Raw genomic sequence first — 24,337 nt, 5'->3', positions numbered from 1 at the left:
AAGAGTAATCAGCGCGAACGGAGTGACGGCGGCCTCCCCGACGCGGGGAGGCCGCCAGGTGTCTGGAGGAGGGTCATGAACGAGCACGAGGGACGATGGGTGGCGATTTACGACACGACGCTGCGCGACGGGACGCAGGGTTCAGGCGTCTCGCTGACTACCGAGGACAAGCTGAAGATCGCCCGCGCGCTCGACGAGCTGGGCGTTGCCTACATCGAAGGTGGTTGGCCTGGCTCGAACCCGAAGGACATGGCGTTCTTCGAGCGCGCTCGCCACGAGCAGTGGAAGCATGCGCGGATCGTGGCATTCGGGAGCACGCGTCGGGCTGGTATCGCCGTCGAGGACGACGCGAATCTTCGACTGTTGCTCGCTGCCGAAACGCCGACGGTCACGATCGTCGGCAAGGCATCGTCGTTCCAGGTGCGCGAGATCCTCGGGACGACGCTCGAGGAGAATCTCCGCATGGTGGCGGAGTCGGTTGCCTACCTCAAGCGGGCTGGGCGCGAGGTCATCTTCGATGCCGAGCACTTCTTCGATGGGTACGCCGAGGATCGCGAGTACGCGCTTGAGGTGCTCCGAGCCGCCTGCGATGCCGGTGCCGATGCTGTCGTGCTCTGCGATACCAACGGTGGCACACTGACCGATCCCCTGGTACGAGCTGTCCGTGACGCGATCGCTGCGGTTTCCTGCACGGTCGGGATCCACACGCACAACGACTGCGAGCTGGCGGTCGCGAACAGTATCGCGGCAGTACTGGCTGGTGCGACGCATGTCCAGGGAACGATCAATGGGCTCGGTGAGCGAGTCGGGAATGCCAATCTTTGCTCGATCATCCCGATCCTCGAGTACAAGCTCGGCTACCGGTGCCTGCCACCGGGACAGTTGCGCAAGCTGACCGAAACGTCTCGCTACGTGGCCGAGGTCGCGAACCTCACGCACGATCCGCGCCTGCCGTTCGTCGGTGCCTTCGCGTTCACCCACAAGGCAGGACTGCACGTCAACGCGATCGCCAAACATCCGTCAGCCTATGAGCATATGCCTCCGGAAGTCGTCGGGAATACGCGGCACGTGTTGGTGAGCGAGTTGAGTGGCCGCAGCAACATCATCGTCAAGGCGCGGAGCTTCGGGATCGAACTCTCCGACAAGCCGGAGGTGGTGCGGCGCGTCCTGGAGCAGATCAAGGAATTGGAGTTCCAGGGGTACTGGTTCGAAGACGCCGATGCGTCACTCGAGCTCCTGATCCGGCGGAACTTGCCGGACTATCGGCCTCCCTTCGAAGTCCTCGACTACACTGTGCTGACCGAGTACCGCAACGGACGTGGCATGCTCGCCGAAGCGATGGTGAAGCTGCGGGTCGGCGACCAGGTGTTCCACACCGCAGCAGAAGGAAACGGGCCGGTGAATGCGCTCGACCGTGCCACGCGTAAGGCTCTGCAGGAGTTTTACCCGGAGATCGCGAAGGTCGAGCTCGAGGACTACAAGGTGCGCGTGCTGGACGACCACCACGGGACAGGAGCCAAAGTACGCGTCTGGATTCGCTCCGGAGATGCCCAAGGCAGTTGGAACACGGTCGGGTCGTCGGAAAACATCATCGAAGCGTCGTGGCTCGCACTGGCAGATAGCCTCGCCTACCCGCTGGTGACGCGACCTGAGGTCGCGGCGAGGATCCCGCAGCTGGTACCGGTCGCACCGTGAGGCAGAATGAGGCGGGGCAGGTGGTGTGTGCCTGACGCCTGCCCCGCCCTTCGCGATCGTCACGTGTCAGAGCAAGCCCTCGCGATAGAAGAGTTCGGCGTTGAGGACCGAAGCCCCAGCAGCACCGCGGATCGTGTTGTGCCCCAGTACGACGAAGCGGATATCGAAGACCGGGCAGGGCCGGACGCGGCCGACCACCGACGCCATCCCGCGTTCGGCATCGCGATCGAGTACCGGCTGCGGGCGATCCGGCTCGTCGAGCACGATCACGGGGTGGCGCGGCGCGCTGGGAAGTTCGAGTTCCTGAGGGCGAGCACGGAAGGAGCGCAGCACCTCGATCACCTCGGCCGCAGTTGCCTGCTGGCGGAGCTTGAGGCTGACAGTCTCGAGATGCCCGTCACGAACCGGCACCCGATTGCAGTGCGCACTGAGCGTCAGCGGAGCGTCCTGGAAGATGCCGTCGGCCCACTGGCCGAGGATCTTGCGGGATTCGGCTTCGATCTTCTCTTCCTCGCCGCCGATGTACGGGATCACGTTGTCGATGAGATCGAGCGAGGGGACACCGGGATAACCGGCTCCCGACGCGGCCTGCAACGTGGTCACGATACCTTGTTCGATCCCGAAGGCATCGTAAAGCGGCTTGAGAGCGAGAACGAGATGGATCGTCGAGCAGTTCGGGTTGGCGACGATGAACCCATCGCGCCAGCCGCGGAGCTGCCGTTGCCGCTCGATCGCCCGGGCATGGTCCGGATTGACCTCGGGAATGAGGAGCGGTACGTCAGGATCCATGCGGTGATCGCGCGCATTGGTGAAGACCTTCTTTCCCTCACGGGCGAGCGCTTCCTCGATCGCGCCTGCAACTCCGCCAGGCAGCGCGGAGAAGACGACCGGACTCTGGATCGGTTCTTCGATGTGCTTGACGACGATATCGCGGACTTCCTCCGGTGGCGCAGCGCTGATGCGCCAGTTCACCGCATCGGCGTACCGTTTACCTGCGGAGCGGTCGCTGGCTACCAGCTCGGCGATGCGGAACCAGGGGTGACCAGCCAGCAACTGCACGAAGCGCTGTCCGACACTCCCGGTCGCCGCCAGAATCGCGACATCGATCCGTTCTGCCACGACAGCCTCCTTTCACGAAAACGTCCGACACAACAAAACCGGCAGAGGCAACAGCCCCTGCCGGCGCTCGCTCGGGATTCACCGCGCGTCACGGGCTGCCCGAGCGCACGCCGGCGCGACGAGTCGCTGTTGTCGTAGTCGTGACGCGGCCAGTCATGCGCACGGCGTCCACTCCTTCAAGCACCCTTCCCGTTGCGCGAGGCGCCAGGGCTCGCCTACCCTGTGTGCGCCTGGCGTCACTGTACCAGGCATGGCGTTGTGGGTCAAGGAAACGAGCGGAGAGGGTCGTCAGATGCAGACAGTCGGTGTCGCGTTGCTCGGAGTCGGAACGGTCGGCTCAGCTGTTGCCAAGACCCTCCAGGACAAGGGGGACGAGCTTGCGCGACGCACAGGCCTTCGGATCGACGTGCGCTGGGGCATGGCTCGCCATCCGGAACGGGTGGTCGCGGCTGGTCTGCCGGAACATGCTGCGACCACCAGTATCGATCCGATACTCGAGGATCCGGACGTGGTCGTCGTCGTCGAGGCACTGGGCGGTGAGGAGCCAGCTGCCACCTACTTGAAACGTGCCTTGCTGGCGGGGAAACACGTCGTCACGGCGAACAAGGAGGCTCTGAGCAAGCACTTCGCGGAGCTGGTCGCTGTGGCGCGCGAGAGGCAGCGAGCGCTCCTCTTCGAAGCGAGCGTGGGAGCAGGAATTCCGCTGATGGCGAGCCTGCGGCAGCTCTTGTCGGTCAACCGCGTGGAGCGGATCCGGGGTATCGTGAACGGGACGACGAACTTCATCCTGACCATGATGGCCGAGGAGGGGGTAGCATACCATGACGCCCTGCGCGAAGCACAACGCCGCGGCTACGCCGAGCCGGACCCGACTGCTGATGTCGAGGGGTTCGATGCGGCTTACAAGCTGAGCATCCTCGCCTCGCTCGTGGCTGGCCGGCATATTCACCCCGAGCGGATCGATCGCCGCGGGATAACCAGCGTCACGCCGGATCAGATCCTCGACGCGCGGACGCGCGGTGGGGCGGTGAAACTGATTGCGGAGGCGGTGTACAAGAACGGCGATTGGGAACTGCGGGTGCATCCGGTCTTCGTCTCGGGGAACGACCTTCTCGCGCACGTGCGCCTCAATTTGAATGCGATCGAACTCACCTGTGACCGGGTCGGCACGGTCGTCCTGTACGGGCCAGGGGCTGGCCCCGCGCCCACCGCCGCTGCGTTGATCGCCGATGTCATCGATGCCGTGCGGTTCGGCCCGGCGCTGCTTCCGCGGATCGATCCAGCTGGCTGAACTCGTGCGGTGTTGAGGATGCAGGGGGTCGACTGCAACCGATCCCCTGCTCCTGCGTTGCGTTTCGCTCGACGTGACGTCACGGTTCCGCGAGGAAACCGGCGATGACCGGGCCGATCTGGTCGAAGTCCTTGAGGAAGGCATCGTGGCCATTCGGTGAGTCGAGTTCCCAGTATTGGGCATCGGTACCGAAGGCGCGCAGATCGTCAGCCAGCTGGCGTACCTGGCTCGGCCAGAAGAGGATGTCGGACCGAATGCCGATGCAGAGCGTCCGGGCACGGATCAGCGCGAGACCAGCTGGATACCCGCCGCGACCGCGCCCGAGGTCGTGCGAATCCATCGCCCGGGTGAGGTAGAGATAGCAGTTCGCATCGAACCGCCGGACCAGTTTGTCTCCCTGGTAGTGGAGGTACCCTTCGACATCGTAGCGACCGAGGAACTCGGGCCAGGCCGTATAGCGTGCCTCCGTTCGGCGCTCGAACCGGGCGGTCATCAGCTCGTCCGACTGGTACGTGATCACACCGAGCATGCGTGCGATGGCCAGCCCGCGCTGCGGCCCCTCGCCGTCCTCGTACTCGCCGTTCCGCCAGGCTGGATCGAGCATGATGGCGCGCCGTTGCACTTCGTTGTAGGCGATGCCCTGATCGGAAAACTGGCCGCCGACCGCGATCGGCACGATCCGCTCGACCCGGTCCGGATACATCGCAGCCCATTCGAGGACCTGCATGCCACCGAGCGAGCCACCGATCACGGCGTAGATCCGCTCGATACCGAGCTGGTCGAGCAGCAAGGCCTGGGAGCGGACGATGTCGCGGATCGTGATCAGTGGGAAGCGAAGATTGTATCGACGACCGGTCCGCGGATCGATCGACCGTGGCCCGGTGGAGCCATAACAACTACCGAGGACGTTGGCGCAGATCACGAAATGCCGGTCGGTGTCGATGAACCGGCCAGGCCCGACCATCGGTTCCCACCAGCCCAGTTGATCGTCCGGTGCGTGGGAGGCGACGTGGCTACTTCCGGTCAATGCGTGGCAAATGAGGACGACGTTGTCCCGAGTCGGACTCAGCGTTCCCCAGGTTTCATAAGCGATATCGACGACCGGCAGAATGTCACCGTGTTCGGTCACGAACGGCTGTTCCGGCGTCGCGATACGGGCGATGCGATACGTACACGGCACGGTCGTCGTCACAGTCTTCCCTCCGCTCATGGTCACACCCCCGGAGCGCAGAAACCCCGTAGGAATGCGCCTTCGGCAAAGCTCATCTGTCCGCGTGGAGGGATACGAAGAAGCCCCCCACATCATGGTGGAGGGTCCTGCATCGCTGCATGGACCGCGCTCATCGTGCGGAGCCTCTCTGCTCCGCCGGCATTGGCACCTGGCGCAGTGGCCTGCGCTGGTTGCCGGGCTTCGTCGGGCCGTTCCCTCCACCGCTCTGGATGAGCGCCGGCCTCTCGATTGTTGGCGCCTATTCTAGGGTTTCGTGTGCCAGTTGTCAAGGTCTGCTGGACTGAAAGGCCGGTCGTTGCCTTCACGTTGCCCGCTGTGCAGGACGTGCGATCGATCGTCGGCAGTGTCCTGGCGTAGCGGTCACGAGCGGGACGCCGGCACTGCACGTGCGCTCGTGCGCCACGGCACCGCGGGTTCGTGACAGGGATCGTCCGGCCTACGCTCCCGCGACCGGCGCGGCGTAACCGGTCAGTTCGACGTACCCCTGTCCACCGATTCGCGCTCCATCCCGCTGGGCCTGGACGGCAACGGCACCCTCCCAGTAGACCACACCGGTCGAACGTACGGTCTGCAACTCCTGGTCACGGACTAAAGGAGTCACGGCGGCGGTGAGATGGAGCGGTGGCAAGGCAATCTCCCAGCCACTGGGGTACGTCGCGCCTGAATGCGGGCTCCTCCAGGTGCCGGAGACACGAATCTGGATATCGGCAGCTTCGAGCGGATGCGCGGTACCGTCCGGGAAGACGACCGTCCCGCGTCGTTCGATCGGTCGTTGCGCGCTGTCGCGCGATTGCCAGAGCATGATATCCGTTCCATCGTCGAGTTGCAGCGCGAACCAGTCCCAGCCACCGGTTCCGAGGAGGAAGTTGCCCCACTGGTGATCGTTCCAGGCTAGCCCGGTCACGGCGAGCGAGCGACTGTCGACCTCGAGTCGTCCCTCGACGGTCAAGCGCGTCCGCGAGTCGTAGTACGATCCGGTGGCAGGAGCCCATTCGAAGTAGCCCCCGTGATGGAGAACCGGTGGTCTCGTCGATCGGAGATCGATTGTGAAGGCGAACGACGAGCTGTGCACGATAATCCGGTCGGACTGGCCATCACTGGTGAGCGCCCAGTCGCCGACGCGCAGCTCGAGCGGCCAGCTCGCTTGCCGCTGCGGCGCCGAAGCCAGGCGCTCGTCCCAGCGGAACGCTTGCTCCTCGACAACGGTAACAGCCGCATGGGCGGCATAGACGACCGGGTAACCGAAGCGCTGGACCTGAAAGACCACGAACTCGAAGCCGAAGCGTTCGGCTGTCGTCGCCTGGAGATGCCCGGTGTAGTACCACCACTCGGTCAGGGCGTCGTGCGACCCGAAATCGCGCGGGAACACGACCGGACCGGGCGCTGGTGGCGGTGTCAGGAAGAGACTGGCTGGACGAGGGCTCGGTTCAGCGGTCGACGATGATGCCCCCGGCGCGGTCTCCGCTCGGCAGGCGGCGAGCAGGAGACTGAACCAGGACAGGAACGTGCGCCGTCGCATCAGTGCTCCAGCCTAACCGTCTCGAGGGCTCGCTCCATCCGGCGCGGTACCCACCAGTTCCACTGGCCGAGCAGGCGCATCGTTGCGGGTACCAGCAAGGTGCGGACGACGCTCGCATCGAGCGCGACCGCCAGCGCGATACCGAGCCCGAGCGCCTTGATCAGCACTACGTCAGCGGTAACGAATGCCGCTGCGACGACGACGAGGATGAGCGCTGCGCCAGTGATGATGCGACCGCTCCGGGCGAGTCCGGTCGCGACAGCGAGTCGATTATCGCGTGTCCGATCCCAGACCTCGCGCATTCGGCTCAGCAGAAATACTTCATAGTCCATCGAAACACCGAAGAGAATGCAGAACATGACGATCGGGAGCGAGGCTTCCGTGAAGCCGAGCGGCGAAAAGCGCAGGAGCGAGCTGAAGTGACCTTCCTGGAATACGAACACCAGCGCTCCGTAGCTTGCGGTCAGGCTCAGCACATTCAGCACGATCGCTTTGAGCGGGAGGAGCACCGATCGCAGGAGCACGAACAAGACGACATAGGTGGCGAGGACGACGGTCAGTGCTGCCAGGGGAAACTCGCTGTACATCCGGTTGACCACGTCGACGATCTCAGCTGTACCGCCGTCCACCCAGAGTTTCAGGCCAGGGCCGGGATCCAGCGTACGGATATCGTGCAGGAGCTGCTTCGCGCGGTCGCTCGCAGGGAGCGCATCAGTATACACGTAGATCGCTGTCAAGTGGTCCCCGGCGAGCTGGTCGTAGACGCGGCGGAGGAGCGGGTCCGGGACCCGCGTGGGGTCGGCGTACAGGAGCTGATACTGCTGGAGCGAGATACGCGGATCGATGGTGACGATACTGGTGATCCGCGTGACACGTGGGTCGGCGGCGAGCTTGCGGGTGAAGTCGTAGAGTGCAGCGATCGTCGCAGGATCGTTGACCGGACGCTCGGTCTCGACCGCGATGACCAGCGGCGAGAGTGCGCCGTCACCGAAGGCGCGCCGGAAGGTCTCGAGTGCCTGGCGGGAAGGTGTCGAAGTCGGCAAGATCGTCGCATCTGGAGAACTCAGTTCGACATGGCGGAAAGGTAAGCCGAGGACGATCAGCGCGGTCACGACGGGAATCGCGATTTGCCAGGGACGGCGCATGACGAAATCGGAGACCCAGTGCCAGAACCGGCCTGTTTCGACGCCACGGCGGATGACACGCAAGGCATCGATGCGTGGACCGAGAATGCCGAGCAGGGCTGGAAGGAGCGTGAGGCTCGCGCTCACGGCGACCAGGACGACGAGGACGCCAGCGATGCCGACCGAGCGCATGAACAAGAATTCGAAGAAGCCGAGCCCGGAAAGCCCGATCAGCACGGTCAAACCGGAAAAGAACACAGCTCGACCGGCGGTCGTCGTCGTCCGCACGACGGCTTCTTCGAGTCCGTTTTGCGCGAGCTCCTCGCGGAAGCGACTGACCAGGAAGAGCGAGTAGTCGATCGAGAGGCCGAGTCCGAGCAGAGAGGCGACGTTCAAGGTGAAAATCGACAGTTCGGTGATCCGTGTCAGCGCATAGACGATACCGAGCACGAGTGCGACGGTGACCCCGCCGATGAAGAGCGGAACCGCGGCGGCGACCGCTGACCCGAAGACGTAGAGCAAGGCGACGAGGGCGAACGGGAAGGCAATGACCTCAGCACGACGGAGATCACGCTCGGTGACCCGTTCGAGATCAGCGTAGAAGGCGGGGGCGCCGGCCAGCTGGATCGTGAGGCCGGTCGGTTGGATCGCAGCCTGAATCTCGTCGAGCACGCGCTGCGCTTCCTCGGGTTGGAGGTCGAGTTCGATGACCGCGTAGGCGAGCGAGCCGTCCGGCGCGATTTGCGTCGGGTTGTCGGTGAACCACTGAATGCCCGTAACGTGGGGTACGGCGGGAACCGCGTGGAGCGCTTCCTGTGCCTGCCGGACGAACTCGGGATCGGTGGGGCGCAGCGTGGGATGGGAAAAGAGGACGATGATCGAACTCGGGCTGTACCCGGGGATGCGTTGCCGGAGCAGCTCGCGTGTCCGAGCCGCCTCGGTGTGGGGACTCGAGAATCCGCCCACTTCCAACGCACCGCTGACGCGCGGGAGGAGCGGGAGAGCGGCGAGGACAGCCAGGAGCCAGCCGGCGAGTACCCACCAGCGGTGGCGGAACGAGAACCGACCGATACGCGCGAACACCGTCACCCTCCCGGGTCGGCTTCGACCCTACCAGGAGAGTTGTACCAAACCAACCGCTGGCCGGGCTTTCCGCGGTGGCTCATGAGGGCGTGCGCACGGGATCGGTCTCTCGCTCTGCCCGGAGTTCGGCGATGTCCTGGAGCTGGTCGATCAGCCAGCGGCGCAGGTCGTGCTCGAGCACGTGCTGGCGCAGCTGCTGGGCACGCCAGGCACGTTCGGACTCCGGCATGGTCAATCCCCGCCAGAGCGCTTCGGCGGTTCCTTCGATGTCGGTGGGGGAAACGGTAAGGGCCCAGGGCCCGAGCTGCTGATACGCGCCGGCACCCTCGGACAGGATCAGGACGCCATTCCGCTCGTTGAGGAGCGCGCCTTCCTTGGCGACGAGGTTCATCCCGTCGAAGATCGCGTTGACGAGAAGCACGTCATAGAACTTCATCGCTGCGAGCGCTCGCGGGTAGTCGTCGCCGACGAACAGGTGCACGGGTTGCCAGTCGATCCCCTCGATCTGAGCGGCGTTTGCGTATTTCGCGTTGATACGCCCCACGACTGCGTTGATCTCGTCCAGGTAGTTGATGTATTCTGCGACTTCCATCCGCGTCGGGACGAGGAAGGCGAGGAAGTTCACCCGCCCGATCAGTTCGGGATGTGCCTCCAGCAGGCGATCATAGGCGAGAAAGCCGCGGACGACGTTCTTGCTCGGCTCGGCACGATCGACCCGGACGATGGTGTACTCGTTCCGGAACGCGCGAAGATGCTCCTCGTGCCGGCGTGCGTCCTCGCTCGCGGCGACCTGCCGCACCAGTTCCGGATCGATCGAGATCGGGTAGACACGGACGCGCGTCGTGCGTCCACGATAGGTCACTTCACGACGGCGGTAATCGACCTCGGCATCCGGCAGGTTGACGTCGACCGTATTGAGGAAGCTGCGGGCATGGCGCGGTGTTTGAAAGCCGACGATATCGTTCGCGAGCAGTCCCTCACAGATGGACCGGCGCATCTCCATCGGCAGCAATCGCCAGTAGTCCTGATCGGGCCATGGGATGTGAATGAAATGATAGAGCAGGAGATCCGGGCATCGCTCGCGGATAAATGCTGGGGCCAAGTAGAGGTGGTAATCCTGGAGCAACACGATCGGCTCGCGTGGGGCGGCCTCGGCGGCAGCGACGATTTCCTCGGCGAACAAGCGATTGACTACGACGTACCCATGGTGCCACGCCTGCCAGGTCTCGTAGTCGATATCGGGTGCGCGCGGGGTGTCCCAGAGATAATGCTGGAGGAACCACAGAAGGGGGTTGGCGATCCGGTAATAGTAGCCGCGATAGGCTTCGAGATCGGGGAGAACGAAGCGGACGCGAAAGCCCTCGAGATCTGGGTGCTCGATGAACGGTTGCTGCTCCTCCTGCATCTTCTCGGCGAGCAGCCGGTCAGCCGGCGTCATCGCACAGGCGACCCAGATCGCGTCGGCATAGCGCGCGGCGGCACTCATCGCCGTGATGACGCCTCCGGTCCCGCGCTTGGAAACGATTTCGCCGTCGCTCGTTTCGTGGAATTCGATCGGGCCGCGGTTGGAAGCGATGATGAGTGTCGATCGATCGAGCAGGTCGTGGATCGCGGTGGGCAATGGCATCGCAATCTGCCCGTCCCGGTTGGTCCCAGCCTGGTGGGATACCATCGCGATCCTCCTCTCCCTGCCTGTGTGGTGTTTTGCCTGCCTGAGGCCTGGCGGAAGCGACCGTGCCCGAGGTAGTCCCGATCCGAGACGGTACCGAGACAGACGCGCTCCCGTGCGTGACCGCCGACATCGTAGCACACCGCCGTGCGGTCGTGCAGGCGCGGGAAAGACAAACCAAGCGGCGGCTCGCTGGCGAGCCGCCGGTTCGTCCACGTGCTACGAGCGTGTTCCCGAATTACTTGACCTCGAGCTTGCCGACCATACCCAGTTCTTTGTGACCAGGCACGGTGCACCAGAAATCGTAGGTACCTGCCTGACTGGGGGCAGTGAAGGTGAAGTCGACCGACTTACCCGGATCGACCAGGGGCGAGGTCTGTGGGTTGATCTGATCTGCATGGAAATCATGTTGCAGAGTCCCGACGTTCTTGAGCGTCACCGTCACACTCGCGCCGGGTGAGACGGTGATCGTCGATGGATTGAATTTGTACTCGCTCATCTCGATGGTGATCTTCCCACCACCGCCGCCACTGCTGGTGCCGCCACCACCGCCACCGCCACCACCGCAGGCAGCGAGCAGCAGACTCACGGCCGGCAATGCGACAGCGAGACCTGTCGCTCGGCGAAGGAGCGCACGTCGCGTGACACGCTCACTGTACCGTTCCGTCATCGCCCAAGCCTCCTCACTCGGCAGGGATTCGAGAACCCTGCACAGAACGAACCCGATACTGACGCTGTACCTGTACGCTGCGCTTCGGGCGCAGCTCCGAAGCGTAGTATGCCAAAGCAATCTCTCAGATACCCTTCCTGGCCAGAGGATGTCAAAGTTTCCCTGACAGCCAGTGTCTCAGCCGAGGAACTCCTGAACGGTGGCGAATCGATATCCTGCTGTTGCCAATGCGTCGATCAGCATCGGTAGTGCCGCGGCATCGGTCGACTGTGCACCGACGTGCATGAGGACGATTGCACCGGGTCCAGCAGCAGCGACGACCCGTTGGACGACCTCCTCGGGCGGAAGGCCGCGCCAGCCCAGGGAATCGACCGTCCACAGCAGGAGGGCGTCGTATCCCAGTTCTGGCAATTGCTCGAGCAACGCCTCGTCGTAGTCACCGTACGGGGGCCGGAAGAACGGTCGCAGGGTTTCCTCGCTGCCGGTGATCGCGGCCACGGCCTGTTCGGCTGCGCGGATTTCGGTCGCACGCTCTTCGGCGGAGAGCGCTGCCGAGCCGGTCGAGTAACCGGTGAAGGACGGGTGCGAGTCACTGTGATTGATCAGGACATGTCCCTCGCGCAGCATCCGAGCGACCAGGTCGGGGTTGGCGCGCGCCCATGCGCCGGTCATCCCGAACGTGGCGTGGATCCCGTGACGGGCGAGTTCGTCGAGGATCTGCTCGGCGTACCCCCGGTCAGCGCCGCAATCGAAGGTGAGTGCGATGACGGCATCAGCGGTGGGAAGCCGCGAGATCACGCGCGCGGTTTCGGCACCTGCTGGCGGTGTTGCGGTCGGAGGGAGCGCGGTCGGTGTGGGAGTCGCTGTCGGCGGCACCGGTGTCGGCGAGGGAGTCGGGAGCACGGTCGGTGTCGGCACCGGTGACGGTGTGCCCGGCGAAGTCGGTGAGGGTGCTGGTGAGGGTTGTGCAGGCGTCGAGGGACCGGGTACGAGTGACACCGTCGGTGTCGGGCTCGGGTAGACAGCTGGCCCGCGGCAGGCGAGGAGCAGGAGCCCGAACAGGAGCGCGCAGAGACACCGACCGCCACAGCCCCTCACCATATGCCGAGGGCGTCCTTGGCTTCCTCGCTCATCATGTCCGGCGTCCACGGTGGACTCCAGACGAGGTTGACATCGACGGTACCGAGGTCGGGCAGGTCACGCAACGCGTAGTTGACCTCCTCGGTGAGGATCGGTCCCAATGGGCAGCCGAAGGTGGTGAGCGTCATCGTGACGATCACGTCGGTCTTGCCGTCCTCACGGTCGACCAGATCGATTCCGTAGATCAGCCCGAGATTGACGACGTCGACGCCGAGTTCAGGGTCGATGACCTGCTTGAGCCGCTCGCGGACATCTTCCTCGGTGAACTTCGCCATGTGACCCTCCCGTGCTCGATCGAAGAGTCGCCGGAGGAGATGCTCCTGTCGCTCGTTCATCGTGTGCGCCTACTTCCGTTCAACTCGGCCATTCGTTCAGCCCGTAGGCCGCCGCCTTGAGCACCTTGAGGCTCAGGAGCGCGCACTTCCGCCGTGCTGGACTGATCGGTACACCCAATTCCTCGAGGAGGTCCTGGGCACCGAGTTGCTTGACTTCCTCGAGCGATTTGCCTTTCACCATCTCGGTGAGGATGGAAGCCGCTGCTTGGCTGATCGCGCAACCACGGCCCGTGAAGCGAATATCGGCGATCCGATCGCCGGCCAACTTGAGATCGATGCGGATGCGATCGCCGCAGAGCGGATTGGAGTCCTCGAACGATCGGTCCGGATGCTCCAGGGTTCCGTAATTCCGCGGACGCTGGTAGTGGTCGAGGATGTGCTCGCGATAGAGGTCGGACACGCTCGTGCCTCCGCTGGAAGGGTCAACCGGTGACCCCGAAGACTCGCCGGACCTCTTCGAGTGCCTCGACGAGTCGGTCGACATCTCCCTCGTGATTGTAAAGGTAGAAGCTCGCCCGTGTGGTCGCGACGACGCCGAGACGTCGCATGAGCGGCTGGGTACAGTGATGGCCGGCGCGCACGGCGACACCGTGTTGATCGAGGATCGCCGCAACGTCGTGCGGATGGACGTCGCCGAACGTGAAACTGATGACGCCCGCACGATCGTCACCGACCGGGCCGAAGAGGCGGATCCCAGGAATCTCCTCGAGCCGCGGCAACGCATACGCGAGGAGCGCCTGCTCGTGCTGGCGGATCGCTGCCATGCCGGTCGCTTCGAGATACTCGATCGCCGCACCCAGCGCGACCGCGTCAGCCACGCTCGGTGTTCCGGCCTCGAAGCGCGCCGGGACATCCCCCGGGGTGAACCCTTCGGTGGTGACTGTGCGGATCATGCCGCCACCGCCGAGGAACGGGGGAAGAGCCTGGAGCAGCTCGTACCGTGCCCAGAGGACACCGATCCCGAACGGTCCCAGCATCTTGTGACCTGAGAAGGCGAGGAAGTCCGCTCCCAACTCTCGCACGTTCACCGGCAGATGTGGGACACTCTGCGCTCCATCGACGAGAAGCAAGGCTCCAGCGTCGTGTGCCAGGCGGGCGATCTCGCGAATCGGGTTGATCGTTCCCAGCGCGTTCGAGACATGCGTAACGGCGACCAGCTTGACGGATTCGTTCCGGAGCAGCTGTTCCAGCTGTTCCAGGCGGAGACGCCCATCGTCGTCGATGTCGACGAAGCGGACGACGACACCGCGTTCGGCAGCGAGCTGGTACCAGGGGACGATGTTCGAATGGTGCTCGAGGATCGTCGTGACGACCACGTCACCGGCCCGGAGCTGCGTCGTGCCCCAGACGCGCGCGACCAGATTGATCGCCTCGGTCGTGTTGCGGACGAAGATGACCTCCTCGGCTCGGGCGGCACCGATGAACCGAGCCACCTTCGCTCGCGCCTCCTCGTACAGGGCCGAGGCTTCCTCGCTGAGCTCATAGATGCCACGATGGATATTCGCGTTGCTGCTGCGGTAGAAGCCAGCGAGCGCCTCGATGACGCTCGCTGGCTTCTGAGAGGTGGCCGCGCTGTCGAGATAGACCAGTGGCTTACCCCCACGTACCGTCCGCTGCAGGATCGGGAAATCGGCCCGGATCCGTTCGACGTCGAGTGGCTGCGCGCTCGCCCGTGCGTTCATAGCCCGATCTTCCGTGCGATCGCTGTGCGCACCGTCTCCTGGACCTCGGTGACCGGTACGCGCTCGATGACTTCGTCGAAGAAGCCGTCGACGATCAGCTTGACGGCTTCTGGCCGGCTGATGCCGCGGCTCATCAAGTAGAAGATGTACTCTTCCTCCACCTGGCCGACGGTTGCGCCGTGGGTGCAGCGCACGTCGTTCGCACCGATCTCCAGGTTCGGGATCGTATCGGCACGCGCGTTCGGCGAGAGAATGAGGTTCCGATTCGCCTGATAGGCGTCGGTTCGCTGGGCCTGTGGGAACACCTTGATGAGGCCACTGAAGACCGTGCGGGCACGGTCCTTGAGGGCTCCCTTGTACAGCAGGTCGCTCGTCGCGTACGGCGCCACGTGCCACTGTCGCGTCTGGTGATCCAGGTGTTGTGCATCGTCCGCGAAGTAGAGACCGAGCATTTCAGCTGTCGCGCCGGGGCCGATCAGGTTGCTGGCGATGAAGGCCTTGCTCAACTTGGAGCCCAGGCTCACGTTGAGCGTGTTGACCACCGCGTCCTGGTGCAGCAGCGCGCGCTGGGTCGTGAAGTTCCAGAGGCTCCGCCCCCAGTCCTGCAGCTGGATGTACCGGACTTGCGCCCCTTCCTTCGCGATGATCTCGACGACGTTGGATGCGATCAGCGGTTCCTCGACCGTCGGCGAGGCCCAGGTGTCGATGAGGACGACGGTCGAACCGGGCTCGGCGATCAAGAGGGTGTGTGCGAAGATACCCGCCCCTGGCGTCTCGGCCCAGACGAAGCTCCGCAGCGGGAGTGCGACCTCGACGTTCTCCGGCACGTACAGGAAGGTGCCGCTGCTCCAGAAGGCTCCGTGCAACGCCGCGAACTTGTTGTCCTGCGGCGTCACTGCCTCAGTCATGAAGTACTGCTGGACGAGTTCCGGAATCTCGCGGGCAGCGGTGAGGAGATCGGTGAAGATCACTCCCTGCCCGGCGAGACCCGGATCGAGCTGCGCGTAGACGACCGACCCGTCGACCTGTACCAACAGGCCGGAGCGGAGTGCCGCGTCGCCGAGGATCTCGAAGAGCGCCTGCGGGAGCGCATTCGGACTGCTCACGCGCTCGCGCAAGTCAGCGAACGGGAACACCTCGTCGATCGGGAGGCGGCGGATATCGGTGCGCCGCCACTCCTCGTCGGTGCGGCTCGGCATCGGCGTGCGTTCGTAAACTTCCCAGGCGGCGAGCCGCCGCTCGCGCAGCCAGTCCGGCTCGCCCAGGAGGTGAGACAGCTCTTCGACTGCTTCGCGTGTAAAGCCGCGTGTTCGCTCGGCTACCCTGGTGCTCATAGACTCCCCTCGAAACAGTGCGCTGCGCGGGTTCAGGGAAGCGCCCCGAACCCGCGACTCGTCATCCGACCGAACCCTCCATCTCGAGCGCGATCAAGCGGTTGAGCTCGACGGCATACTCGAGCGGGAGTTCCTTGGTGATCGGCTCGATAAAGCCGTTGACGATCATGCTCATCGCTTCGGCCTCGGTCAGTCCGCGGCTCTGCAGGTAGAAGAGCTGTTCCTCCGCCACCTTGCTCACCGTGGCCTCGTGGCCGATGGAGACCTGCTCTTCCTCGATCTCCATGTACGGGTACGTATCGGTGCGGCTCTGCTCGTCGAGCAGAAGCGCGTCGCAGACGACGTTGGCCCGCACGTGATGCGCGCCACGGTGCACCTTCACCAGGCCACGGTAGCTGGCGCGCCCGGTGCCCTTGGAGATCGACTTCGAGATGATCTGCGACGACGTGTACGGTGCCACGTGCACCATTTTGCCACCGGCATCCTGGTGCTGCCCGTCACCGGCGAAGGCGACGGAGAGCACCTCGCCGCGGGCACCCGGCTCCATCAGCCAGACGGCTGGGTACTTCATCGTCACCTTGGAGCCGAGGTTCCCGTCGACCCACTCCATCGTCGCGTCGCGGTAGGCTGCCGCCCGCTTGGTGACCAGGTTGTACACGTTCTTCGACCAGTTCTGGATGGTCGTGTAACGGCAGCGGGCGCCTTCCTTGACGATGATCTCGACGACGGCGCTGTGCAGCGAGGCCGCGCTGTAGATCGGCGCCGTACAGCCTTCGACGTAATGCACGTACGCACCCGGCTCGACGATGATCAGCGTGCGCTCGAACTGCCCCACGTTCTCCGCGTTGATGCGGAAGTAGGCCTGCAAGGGCACTTCGACACGCACGCCCTCCGGAACGTAGACGAAGGAGCCGCCTGACCAGACGGCCGAGTTGAGGGCCGCGAACTTGTTATCGTTCGGCGGGACGATCGTGCCGAAGTACTGCTTGACGAGATCGGGGTACTCGCGGACTGCGGTGTCCATATCGCAGAAGATGACACCCAGTCGCTTGAGTTCCTCGCGGAGCGAGTGATAGACGACCTCCGACTCGTACTGGGCACCCACACCGGCGAGGAACCGCCGTTCGGCCTCGGGGATCCCGAGCCGGTCGAACGTGCGACGGATGTGCTCCGGGAGCTCGTCCCAGCTCGAGCCCTTCCGCTCGGTCGGCTTGATGTAGTACACGATCTCGTCGAAGTTCAGCTCCGAGAGATCGGCGCCCCAGGTGGGCATCGGCCGGCGCTGGAAGTACTCGAGCGCCTTGAGTCGGAACTCCCGCATCCAGTCCGGCTCGTTCTTGATCCACGAGATCTGTTCCACGACCTCCCGGTCGAGCCCCTTGCGGGCCTTGAAGACGTACTGCTCGGGGTCGCGGAACCCGTACTTCTCGGCGTACTCGCTCCCCAAGCGCTTGAGTTCGACTTCTGGCGTTGCCATGATTTCGCCTCCTTCCGCGGCGCGTCCTCAGGACGCAGCCTCGGCGTACTGTCCCTTGACCCAGTCGTAACCCTTCTCCTCGAGCTCGTGTGCCAGCTCGGGGCCACCGGACACCACGATCTTCCCGTCGAGCATCACGTGGACGAAGTGCGGCTTGATGTAGTTCAGGATCCGCTGGTAGTGGGTGATCACGAGCAAGGCCATATTCGGGTTGAACAGCCGGTTGACACCCTCGGAAACCGTCCGGAGCGCGTCGATATCCAGACCCGAGTCGGTCTCGTCCAGGACAGCGAACTCCGGCTCGAGCATGGCCATCTGCAGAATTTCGGCGCGCTTCTTCTCACCGCCGGAGAAGCCCTCGTTCAAGTACCGGCTGGCGAACGACTCGTCCATGCGGAGCAACTCGAGCTTCTCGCGCAGGAGACGGCGAAACTCGCGCGGGCTGAGTGCCTTGTCCTCGCCGTAGCGTGCCTTGCGTACCGAGTTGACCGCGAGGCGTAGGAAGTTCGCCATTGTCACACCAGGAATCGCAGTCGGATACTGGAAGGCGAGGAACATCCCGAGCCGAGCGCGCTCGTCCGGCGAGAGCTCGAGTACGTTCTCCCCCTTGTAGAGGATCCGTCCCTCGTAGACTTCGTAGTTCGGGTGACCCGCGATGACGTAGGCGAGCGTGCTCTTGCCAGAGCCGTTCGGCCCCATGAGCGCGTGAATCTCGCCTCGCTCGATCGTCAGGTTCACCCCGCGCAGGATCTCCTTCCCTTCGATCCCTGCGCGCAGATTCTCGATCACGAAAAGCGGCGTGTGCTCAGCCATCCCGCTGTGTCCCTCCTTCGTCCTGCCCTCACGGGCGACCGCCAGTCCTACTTACTCTACCACAACGTTTCGAAACGTGCTGGGAGTGAACCCGGCTCGTACCGGGACATCCTCAGCGGCTCGCCGTGGCACGGCTCCGTTCCGCGCTGCGGTCCTGCATCTCCTGGCAGGCGGGGCAGATACCGGTGAAGACCGTCTGGTGGTCGATGATCTGGAATCCGGTCTGCTCTGCTGCCACCTGCCGTGCCAGGAGCGCGATCGGTACCTCGACATCGACCAGTTCACCGCACACGATGCAGTGCACGTGATCGTGTCGATCGGTCCGGCGATCGAACCGGCTCGCGTTGTCCCCGAAGGGGAACTCCTGGATCAAGCCGTGCTTGGCCAGAAGGTGCAGTGTCCGGTAGACCGTGCCATAGGCGATCGTCGGGTACTTGCGTCGGACACGCTCGTAAATTTCCGCCGCGGTGAGATGCCGCTCGGCATTCTGCACCTCGGCCAGGATCGCCATCCGCTGTGGCGTCATCCGGAATCCGGCTGGCAACATGGTCGGTGACTCGCTCCCAGTTGAGAATGATTCTCGTTCTCACCTGTGCTATACCTTACTGCGTCGCTCGGAATTCGTCAACCGTCGAAGGGGTCGGTATGGACAAGCAAGAGCTCATGGAACAGATCGTCGAGCACTACCGGCGTCCACGCCACCGCCATCCTCTGCCCGATGCGGACGTCACCATGCCGGGCGGCAACCCCGGTTGCGGCGACATCGTGACCATCTATCTCAAAGTCGATCCCGAGGGGGGCGTCGTCGCACAGGCATCGTTCGAGGGAGAAGGGTGTACCATCAGCCAGGCAGCAGCCGATATCCTGCTCGACGTCGTCAATGAGGAGCGCTGGACACTCGAGGAGGTGCTCGAGACCGATTACCACCTGATGGAGGAGCTGATCGGTGAAGAAGCGGTCAAGATGCGCCCGCGCTGCGCGACGCTCGCGCTCGGGACGCTCAAGGCTGCCGTCACCAAGTACCTCCGTGACCGCCTGCGCCGCGAAGCAGGGCTCGAGGTGGTCGAGGCAGAGAACGCACGGTTCGGTATCGTCACTGGAGATGTACCCCTCGAGAACACGGCAACCGATCACTGATCGGCAGTCGACCGGCGTTCGCGCCGGAGTTCGGCGACGAACGCTGCGAGGTGCTCCCGGAGCTGCGGGCCGAAACCGCTCACCGTCACGACTGTCACGCCTCCTCGTCCGACGTTCGGCTGGACGAGAATTTCGGCAGTGACTCGCGGAAGGATTCCCTCTCGTTTCCCGATGACGTACACCTGATTCGGTCGTCCGGTGCGGCCCGCCCGGTACCCTCGCTCGGAGAAGAAAGCGATCGCTCGCTCGAGCACCTCCTCCGGGCTCGCCCGTGTCACGACGCGCCGCTGGAAGGCCGTGCGGGTCATTTCGGCAGTGAGTTCCTCGCGCTCGGGTCGCCCCGCAGGCACTCTCGGCTGTTCGCTGCCCATACCCCTGCTCCGCTCGACCCCGTGCTCGCGTCGATGATACGCCCGCGTTGGGCTCAGAAGCGCAGCGGTCGACCGGCTGCCATGCCGTGAATCAGTCTCCGGCATGCCTCGGCATCAGCCGCCGCACGGTGGGTGCCAGGATGGACGAGGCCGAGGCGTTCGAGTGCCTCGGCCAGTCGGTGATAGGCACGCCAGGAATCGACGACCGGTCGGCCAGCGTAGTCGGCGAAGCGGCGCATCGCGCAGTGCCAGTCGAGCTGCGGAGGCGGCAGTCCATGCCGACGGCAGGTTTGCTCGAGAAGCCGGCGGTCGAACGACGCGTTGTACGTGACGGCACAGCGGGTTCGTCGTAGGATACCGAGTAGTTCGCGATAGACCAGTGGCCACTCCGGGGCACGCGCCAGATGCATCTCGCCGAGCCCATGCACGCGAGCTGCGCCGGGGTCGATCGGGCACGTCGGGCGCACGAGCGAGTCCAGGAGCACACGCCCGTGCGCGTCGAGTACCGTGACTTCGATCACTTCGTCGTAGGGGCCGAGGCCGGTCGTCTCGGTATCGACGATGACGATACCGGGCGTCGAGAGGACCCACTGTGCCCACTCGCGTGCGCGTGCTTGCCGGTCCATGGTGCTTACTGGAGCGTCAACTGTTCGCCGGGCTGGAGCACGATGCACCGGGCACTCGTTTGCGCCATGACCGCTTGCGCGAAAGCGACCGGATCCTGCTCGATCAACGGGAACGTGTTGTAGTGGCAGGGCACCACGATCTGGGGCTTGAGCAGCTTGACCGCTTTCACGGCATCAGCCGGCCCCATCGTGAAGTGGTCGCCGATCGGCAGGGCGGCGAAGTCCAGCCCTTCCTCCCCGATGAGCGCCATGTCACCGAAGAGGCAGGTGTCACCCGCGAAGTAGAGCGTCTTCCCGCCCATGCGCACGACGAGGCCGGCTGGGACGCCCGGTGCGAGGAACTGCTCGCCGTAGGACGAGGTGTGCCAGGCCGGAACCAGCTTGACTGTGCCACCGTCGAAGCGGACCGTTCCCCCGTGGTTCGCCGGAATCGCTTCAGCGCCCTGCTGCTGGAGGAACGTTGCTAACTCGAACGTCGCGATCACCGGCGCCTTCGTGCGCTTGGAGATGGCGACTGCATCGCCGACATGGTCAGCGTGCGCGTGCGTGATGAGGATCGCGACCGGGTTGAGTTCGTCGGGTCGCGCTGCTGCCTTCGGGTTCCCCGTGAGGAAGGGGTCGATAACGACTTGCTTGCCGTCCGCTTCCAGTGCGAATGCCGCGTGCCCGAGATACCGCACGGTGACTGCCATCGCTGACGACCCTCCCTTCGCGCTCGGTACGATCTGCTCGAACACAGGATACTGTGCTTCAGGCTTCCCACGCGACTCGCCCGTCGACGATCGTGACGAGCGTCCGGATCGCCGGAAGCTCCTCAGGGTCGACGGCCAGCGGATCACGGTCGACGACGACGAGATCGGCGAGGAAGCCCGGTGCGATCCGACCTTTCCGGTCTTCCTCGAAGTGCGCATAGGCTCCGCCGGCGGTGTACAGGCGGAGCGCCTCCAGCGTGTCGACGCGCTGCTGCGGCCCGAACGGTTGTCCCGTGCGCGTGCGGCGCAGCACCGCGGCTTGAATGCCGACCCAGGGATCGGGTGGAATGACCGGTGCATCGGAACTGAAAGCGACCGCGATGCCGCGTTCCAGCCAGGCGCGTGTCGGGTAGGCGAGTGCCAGCCACTCGTCGCTGAAGTTGCGCAGGTACGCATCGCCGAGGTAGTAGCCGAAGCCGGGCTGCGGGACAGCGACGACACCGAGTCGCGCCAAGCGTTGCAAAAGATCGGGCCGGAGCATCCCACAATGCTCGATGCGCCAACGGTGATCGGCGAGCGGATAGTCTGCCAGAGCACGCTCGTAGGCGGTCAGGACCATCTCGATCGCCCGATCGCCGATGGCATGAGCGGCGGCCTGGCAGCCCAGCCGGGCGACACGCCGGAACGCGTCGTCCAGCTGCTCTTGCGTGTAGTAGGCGATACCGTAGTTCTGCGGTTCTCCGGGGTAGGGGACGCTCATCGCAGCCGTGCGCGCACCACCAGCGCCATCTTGGAACAGCTTGAAGGGGCCGATCCGCAACCAGTCGTCACCGAAACCGCTGCGGAGCCCGAGCCGTTCAGCCGGTTCCAGCAGCTGGTCGATGAGCAGCATCACGCGGCTGCGTACCGGCAACTCCCCGCGCTCGCGGAGGTTCTGGTAAGCCAGGAGCTCCTCGGGGCGACCGATACCGGCCTCGGTGACGCTGGCGATACCCAGCGAGAGGAAGCGCTCGCCGGCTCGCCGGAGGGCACGCTCGAGATCGCTGATGGTCGGCTCGGGGAGGAGTTGCCGTACCAGCTCCTGGGCTCGCTCTTGGAGAAGACCGGTCGGTTCGCCGGTCTCGTCGCGGACGATCCGGCCACCTTCGGGATCCGGTGTCTCGCGCGTGATGCCGGCACGTGCGAGCGCCGCACTGTTCGCGACCAGCATATGCCCACAAGTCCGGATCACGATGGCTGGGCGGTCACCGGTGACGGTATCGAGTTCCCAGCGCGTGGGATGGCGTCGCACGTCCAGTCGCGAGTCGTCGTACCCGCGCGCCAGCAGCCAGCGGTCGGGTGGAAGCGAGCGGGCAGCTTCCGCCAGGCGGTCGAGTAGCCGCGCGAGCGTGGGAGCGGCCTCGGGGGATACATCGACCCACTCCAGGGCGAGGCCGAGCCCGATCGGATGACAGTGCGCGTCATCGAACGCTGGCAACACCGTCGCACCCGCGAGGTCGAGGATGCGTGTCCCTGGTCCAGCATCCTCCAGCACCCGATCCTCGTCACCGACCGCGAGGATGCGACCGCGCCAGACGCTGAGCGCCTGCGCCCGTGGCTGAGCCGGATCGAGTGTGAGCACGTTCGCGTTCCGCAATACCAGGTCGGCGACCATCGCTCTCCTCCCGTTCCTATGGAGCGCCTGGCCGAGCGTAGGCGACCCTTCCATCGACGATGGTGTAGTCGACGCGTACCTGAGCGAGCGCATCCGGTGGAACGGTGCGCAGGTCGGTCTCCAGGACGACGAGGTCGGCCAATTTCCCTGGCTCGAGCGTCCCCTTCTCGTGCTCGCTGAAGCTCGCGTAGGCGCCGTGCAACGTGTACACCCGGATCGCCTCCTCGAGCGAGATGCATTCCTCCGGCCAGGTGGCCTGGCCGGACGCGTCCTTGCGCGTGATCATAGTCTGGATCCCGAGCATCGGGTTCGGTGAGCAGACCGGGGCATCGCTGCTGGCAGCCGCGAGGATACCGCGGTCCAGGAACGTCCGGAGGGCGTAAGCATAGCGGAGCCGCTCGCTCCCGAGGCCGCTCAGGTAGACCTCACGAAAATCGTGGAGGAACGTCGTACCGGGTATCGGAACCGCGCCGAGTCGCGCGATGCGGTCGATCAGGTCGGGCCGGAGAATGCTGCAATGTTCGATCCGGTGGCGGTGATCGTGCCGCGGTTGGAGACGTAACGCTTCCTCGAAGGAGTCCAACAGGAGTTCGATCGCGGCGTCACCGATCGCGTGCGCACAGCACTGGAAACCAGCACAGTGCGCTGCGACGATCTTTCTCTTCATGGTCTCCGGATCGTCCATCCAGAGGCCCAACGTGTCCCGGTCGAGGTACGGTTGCGACATGCGTGCGGTGCGGCCACCGATACTCCCGTCCAAGAAGAGTTTGGCGGGGCCGATCCGGAGCCAGCTGTCTCCGAAACCGGTACGGATACCGAGCGCCCGCACCGTCTCGAGCAGAGGATCGATCAGGATCATGAGCGTGCTGCGGACCGGTAAGCGCCGGTCGCGTGTCAGTATCTGGTAGGCCTGGAACTCCTCCGCGCGCCTGATTCCGGCCTCCTGCACGCTCGTGACACCGTAACGCAGGAACAGCGAGCCAGCTTCCTCCAGCGCTGCAGCGAGGTCCGCGACCGTCGGTTCCGGAAGTATCGCGCGGACGCGTTGCAGTGCGGCTTCGCGCAGGACACCGGTCGGCGTCCCGTCGGTGGCACGGTCGATCGTCCCGCCTGGTGGATCCGGCGTACCGGGGCCGATGCCAGCGCGGGCGAGTGCCATACTGTTGGCGACACCGATGTGGCCGCATGCCCGGATGAGCAAGACGGGGTGCTGGCTCGTCGCCCGATCGAGATCCTCGCGTGTCGGGTGCCGCCGTTCAGCGAGCTGGGCCTGATCGTACCCGCGAGCAACGATCCACGTGCCGGGTGGCTGCGTGGCGGCACGCTCGGCGATCCGGGCGATGATATCGGCGACGCTCCGGTTCGGCGGGGTTCGGGCATCGACCTCGCGCAGACTCAGCCCGAGCGCGATCGGGTGACAATGTGCATCATCGAAGCCGGGTGTGACGGTTCGCCCACGGAGATCGATCGTTTCGGTGCGTGGACCGACGAACCGGCGTACGTCGGCATCGGAGCCCACAGCGAGAATGCGATCGCCAGCGAGCGCAATGGCGGTCGCGGGCGGTGTGGTGGCGCCTGCGGTGACGACATGACCACCGAATAAGGCGAGCGTCGCTTCCATCCGGCTCTACTCCGTTCCGCTTTCGCTCGCAGCCTAGCACGAGAAGAACGGTTG

General features: G+C 64.7%; 22 protein-coding genes and 1 riboswitch. Of the genes, 3 read left to right on the top strand and 19 right to left on the bottom strand.

Annotated elements, in window-relative coordinates; genetic code table 11:
* Positions 1-75: 75 nt before the first annotated feature.
* Positions 76-1,695, top strand: coding sequence for a citramalate synthase (gene cimA / locus OO015_RS03180; protein WP_265939709.1), 1,620 nt, complete (start codon positions 76-78; stop codon positions 1,693-1,695).
* Positions 1,696-1,761: 66 nt separating this feature from the next.
* Here cimA and asd read toward each other — a convergent pair whose 3' ends face one another.
* Positions 1,762-2,814, bottom strand: coding sequence for an aspartate-semialdehyde dehydrogenase (gene asd / locus OO015_RS03175; RefSeq protein ID WP_265939707.1), 1,053 nt, complete (start codon positions 2,812-2,814; stop codon positions 1,762-1,764).
* A 292-nt stretch (positions 2,815-3,106) separates the two neighbouring features.
* On the opposite strand from asd, the gene OO015_RS03170 reads away from it, so the two are divergent.
* A complete protein-coding gene (locus OO015_RS03170) occupies positions 3,107-4,105 on the top strand; it encodes a homoserine dehydrogenase (protein ID WP_265939705.1) in 999 nt (332 codons plus the stop codon).
* Positions 4,106-4,184: 79 nt separating this feature from the next.
* Here OO015_RS03170 and metX read toward each other — a convergent pair whose 3' ends face one another.
* The 13 genes from metX to OO015_RS03105 form a co-directional block, all read right to left on the bottom strand.
* On the bottom strand, positions 4,185-5,315 hold the full coding sequence (gene metX / locus OO015_RS03165; protein WP_265939703.1) for a homoserine O-acetyltransferase MetX: 1,131 nt from the start codon (positions 5,313-5,315) through the stop codon (positions 4,185-4,187).
* A gap of 127 nt (positions 5,316-5,442) precedes the next feature.
* A riboswitch (SAM riboswitch) is annotated at positions 5,443-5,552 on the bottom strand.
* Positions 5,553-5,772: 220 nt separating this feature from the next.
* The gene (locus tag OO015_RS03160) at positions 5,773-6,855 is read right to left on the bottom strand and encodes a lipocalin family protein (RefSeq protein WP_265939701.1); all 1,083 of its coding nucleotides are present in this window, start codon (positions 6,853-6,855) and stop codon (positions 5,773-5,775) included.
* A complete protein-coding gene (locus tag OO015_RS03155; protein ID WP_265939699.1) occupies positions 6,855-9,062 on the bottom strand; it encodes an MMPL family transporter in 2,208 nt (735 codons plus the stop codon). The genes OO015_RS03160 and OO015_RS03155 overlap by 1 nt, the downstream gene beginning before the upstream one ends.
* A 79-nt stretch (positions 9,063-9,141) precedes the next feature.
* Complete coding sequence (locus tag OO015_RS03150; protein ID WP_265939697.1) at positions 9,142-10,734, bottom strand: alpha,alpha-trehalose-phosphate synthase (UDP-forming); 1,593 nt, start codon at positions 10,732-10,734, stop codon at positions 9,142-9,144.
* Between the two features lie 235 nt (positions 10,735-10,969).
* Positions 10,970-11,401, bottom strand: coding sequence for a plastocyanin/azurin family copper-binding protein (locus OO015_RS03145; RefSeq protein ID WP_265939695.1), 432 nt, complete (start codon positions 11,399-11,401; stop codon positions 10,970-10,972).
* Positions 11,402-11,578: 177 nt separating this feature from the next.
* Positions 11,579-12,502, bottom strand: coding sequence for a polysaccharide deacetylase family protein (locus tag OO015_RS03140; protein ID WP_265939693.1), 924 nt, complete (start codon positions 12,500-12,502; stop codon positions 11,579-11,581).
* Positions 12,496-12,816: a metal-sulfur cluster assembly factor gene (locus tag OO015_RS03135; RefSeq protein WP_416236585.1), complete on the bottom strand. Its 321-nt coding sequence runs from the start codon at positions 12,814-12,816 to the stop codon at positions 12,496-12,498. The genes OO015_RS03140 and OO015_RS03135 overlap by 7 nt, the downstream gene beginning before the upstream one ends.
* A gap of 79 nt (positions 12,817-12,895) precedes the next feature.
* Positions 12,896-13,276: a Fe-S cluster assembly sulfur transfer protein SufU gene (gene sufU, locus OO015_RS03130; protein ID WP_265939690.1), complete on the bottom strand. Its 381-nt coding sequence runs from the start codon at positions 13,274-13,276 to the stop codon at positions 12,896-12,898.
* Between the two features lie 22 nt (positions 13,277-13,298).
* Positions 13,299-14,558, bottom strand: coding sequence for a cysteine desulfurase (locus OO015_RS03125; protein WP_265939689.1), 1,260 nt, complete (start codon positions 14,556-14,558; stop codon positions 13,299-13,301).
* Positions 14,555-15,892 carry a Fe-S cluster assembly protein SufD gene (gene sufD, locus OO015_RS03120; RefSeq protein ID WP_265939688.1) on the bottom strand — a complete coding sequence of 446 codons (1,338 nt, stop codon included), beginning with the start codon at positions 15,890-15,892 and terminating at the stop codon, positions 14,555-14,557. The genes OO015_RS03125 and sufD overlap by 4 nt, the downstream gene beginning before the upstream one ends.
* Positions 15,893-15,953: 61 nt before the next feature.
* Positions 15,954-17,369: a Fe-S cluster assembly protein SufB gene (gene sufB / locus OO015_RS03115; protein ID WP_265939686.1), complete on the bottom strand. Its 1,416-nt coding sequence runs from the start codon at positions 17,367-17,369 to the stop codon at positions 15,954-15,956.
* Positions 17,370-17,396: 27 nt separating this feature from the next.
* Entirely contained in the window at positions 17,397-18,182 is a 786-nt protein-coding gene (sufC, locus tag OO015_RS03110; RefSeq protein WP_265939684.1) for a Fe-S cluster assembly ATPase SufC, read from the bottom strand.
* Positions 18,183-18,294: 112 nt separating this feature from the next.
* Complete coding sequence (locus OO015_RS03105; RefSeq protein WP_265939682.1) at positions 18,295-18,708, bottom strand: Fur family transcriptional regulator; 414 nt, start codon at positions 18,706-18,708, stop codon at positions 18,295-18,297.
* A gap of 119 nt (positions 18,709-18,827) precedes the next feature.
* On the opposite strand from OO015_RS03105, the gene OO015_RS03100 reads away from it, so the two are divergent.
* A complete protein-coding gene (locus OO015_RS03100; RefSeq protein WP_265939680.1) occupies positions 18,828-19,319 on the top strand; it encodes an iron-sulfur cluster assembly scaffold protein in 492 nt (163 codons plus the stop codon).
* Here the strand turns inward: OO015_RS03100 and OO015_RS03095 are convergent.
* Genes OO015_RS03095 through OO015_RS03075 form a run of 5 tightly spaced genes read right to left on the bottom strand, consistent with a single transcriptional unit; the run spans position 19,313 to position 24,283 of the window.
* A complete protein-coding gene (locus OO015_RS03095; protein ID WP_265939678.1) occupies positions 19,313-19,690 on the bottom strand; it encodes a hypothetical protein in 378 nt (125 codons plus the stop codon). The genes OO015_RS03100 and OO015_RS03095 overlap by 7 nt on opposite strands.
* Before the next feature lie 53 nt (positions 19,691-19,743).
* Complete coding sequence (locus tag OO015_RS03090; RefSeq protein ID WP_265939676.1) at positions 19,744-20,316, bottom strand: 3'-5' exonuclease; 573 nt, start codon at positions 20,314-20,316, stop codon at positions 19,744-19,746.
* A 5-nt stretch (positions 20,317-20,321) separates the two neighbouring features.
* Positions 20,322-21,008, bottom strand: a complete 687-nt coding sequence (locus OO015_RS03085) for a metal-dependent hydrolase (RefSeq protein ID WP_265939674.1) — start codon at positions 21,006-21,008, stop codon at positions 20,322-20,324.
* Between the two features lie 58 nt (positions 21,009-21,066).
* Positions 21,067-22,662 (bottom strand): amidohydrolase, encoded by a 1,596-nt coding sequence (locus tag OO015_RS03080; protein WP_265939673.1) that lies wholly within the window; start codon positions 22,660-22,662, stop codon positions 21,067-21,069.
* Between the two features lie 16 nt (positions 22,663-22,678).
* Positions 22,679-24,283, bottom strand: a complete 1,605-nt coding sequence (locus OO015_RS03075; RefSeq protein WP_265939671.1) for an amidohydrolase — start codon at positions 24,281-24,283, stop codon at positions 22,679-22,681.
* Positions 24,284-24,337 lie beyond the last annotated feature (54 nt).

Origin of the sequence: Thermomicrobium sp. 4228-Ro (assembly GCF_026241205.1) — a bacterium.
Classification (GTDB): Bacteria; Chloroflexota; Chloroflexia; order Thermomicrobiales; family Thermomicrobiaceae; genus Thermomicrobium.
Note: the sequence above shows the minus strand (reverse complement) of the source record. Positions and strands in the feature narration are given on the sequence as shown.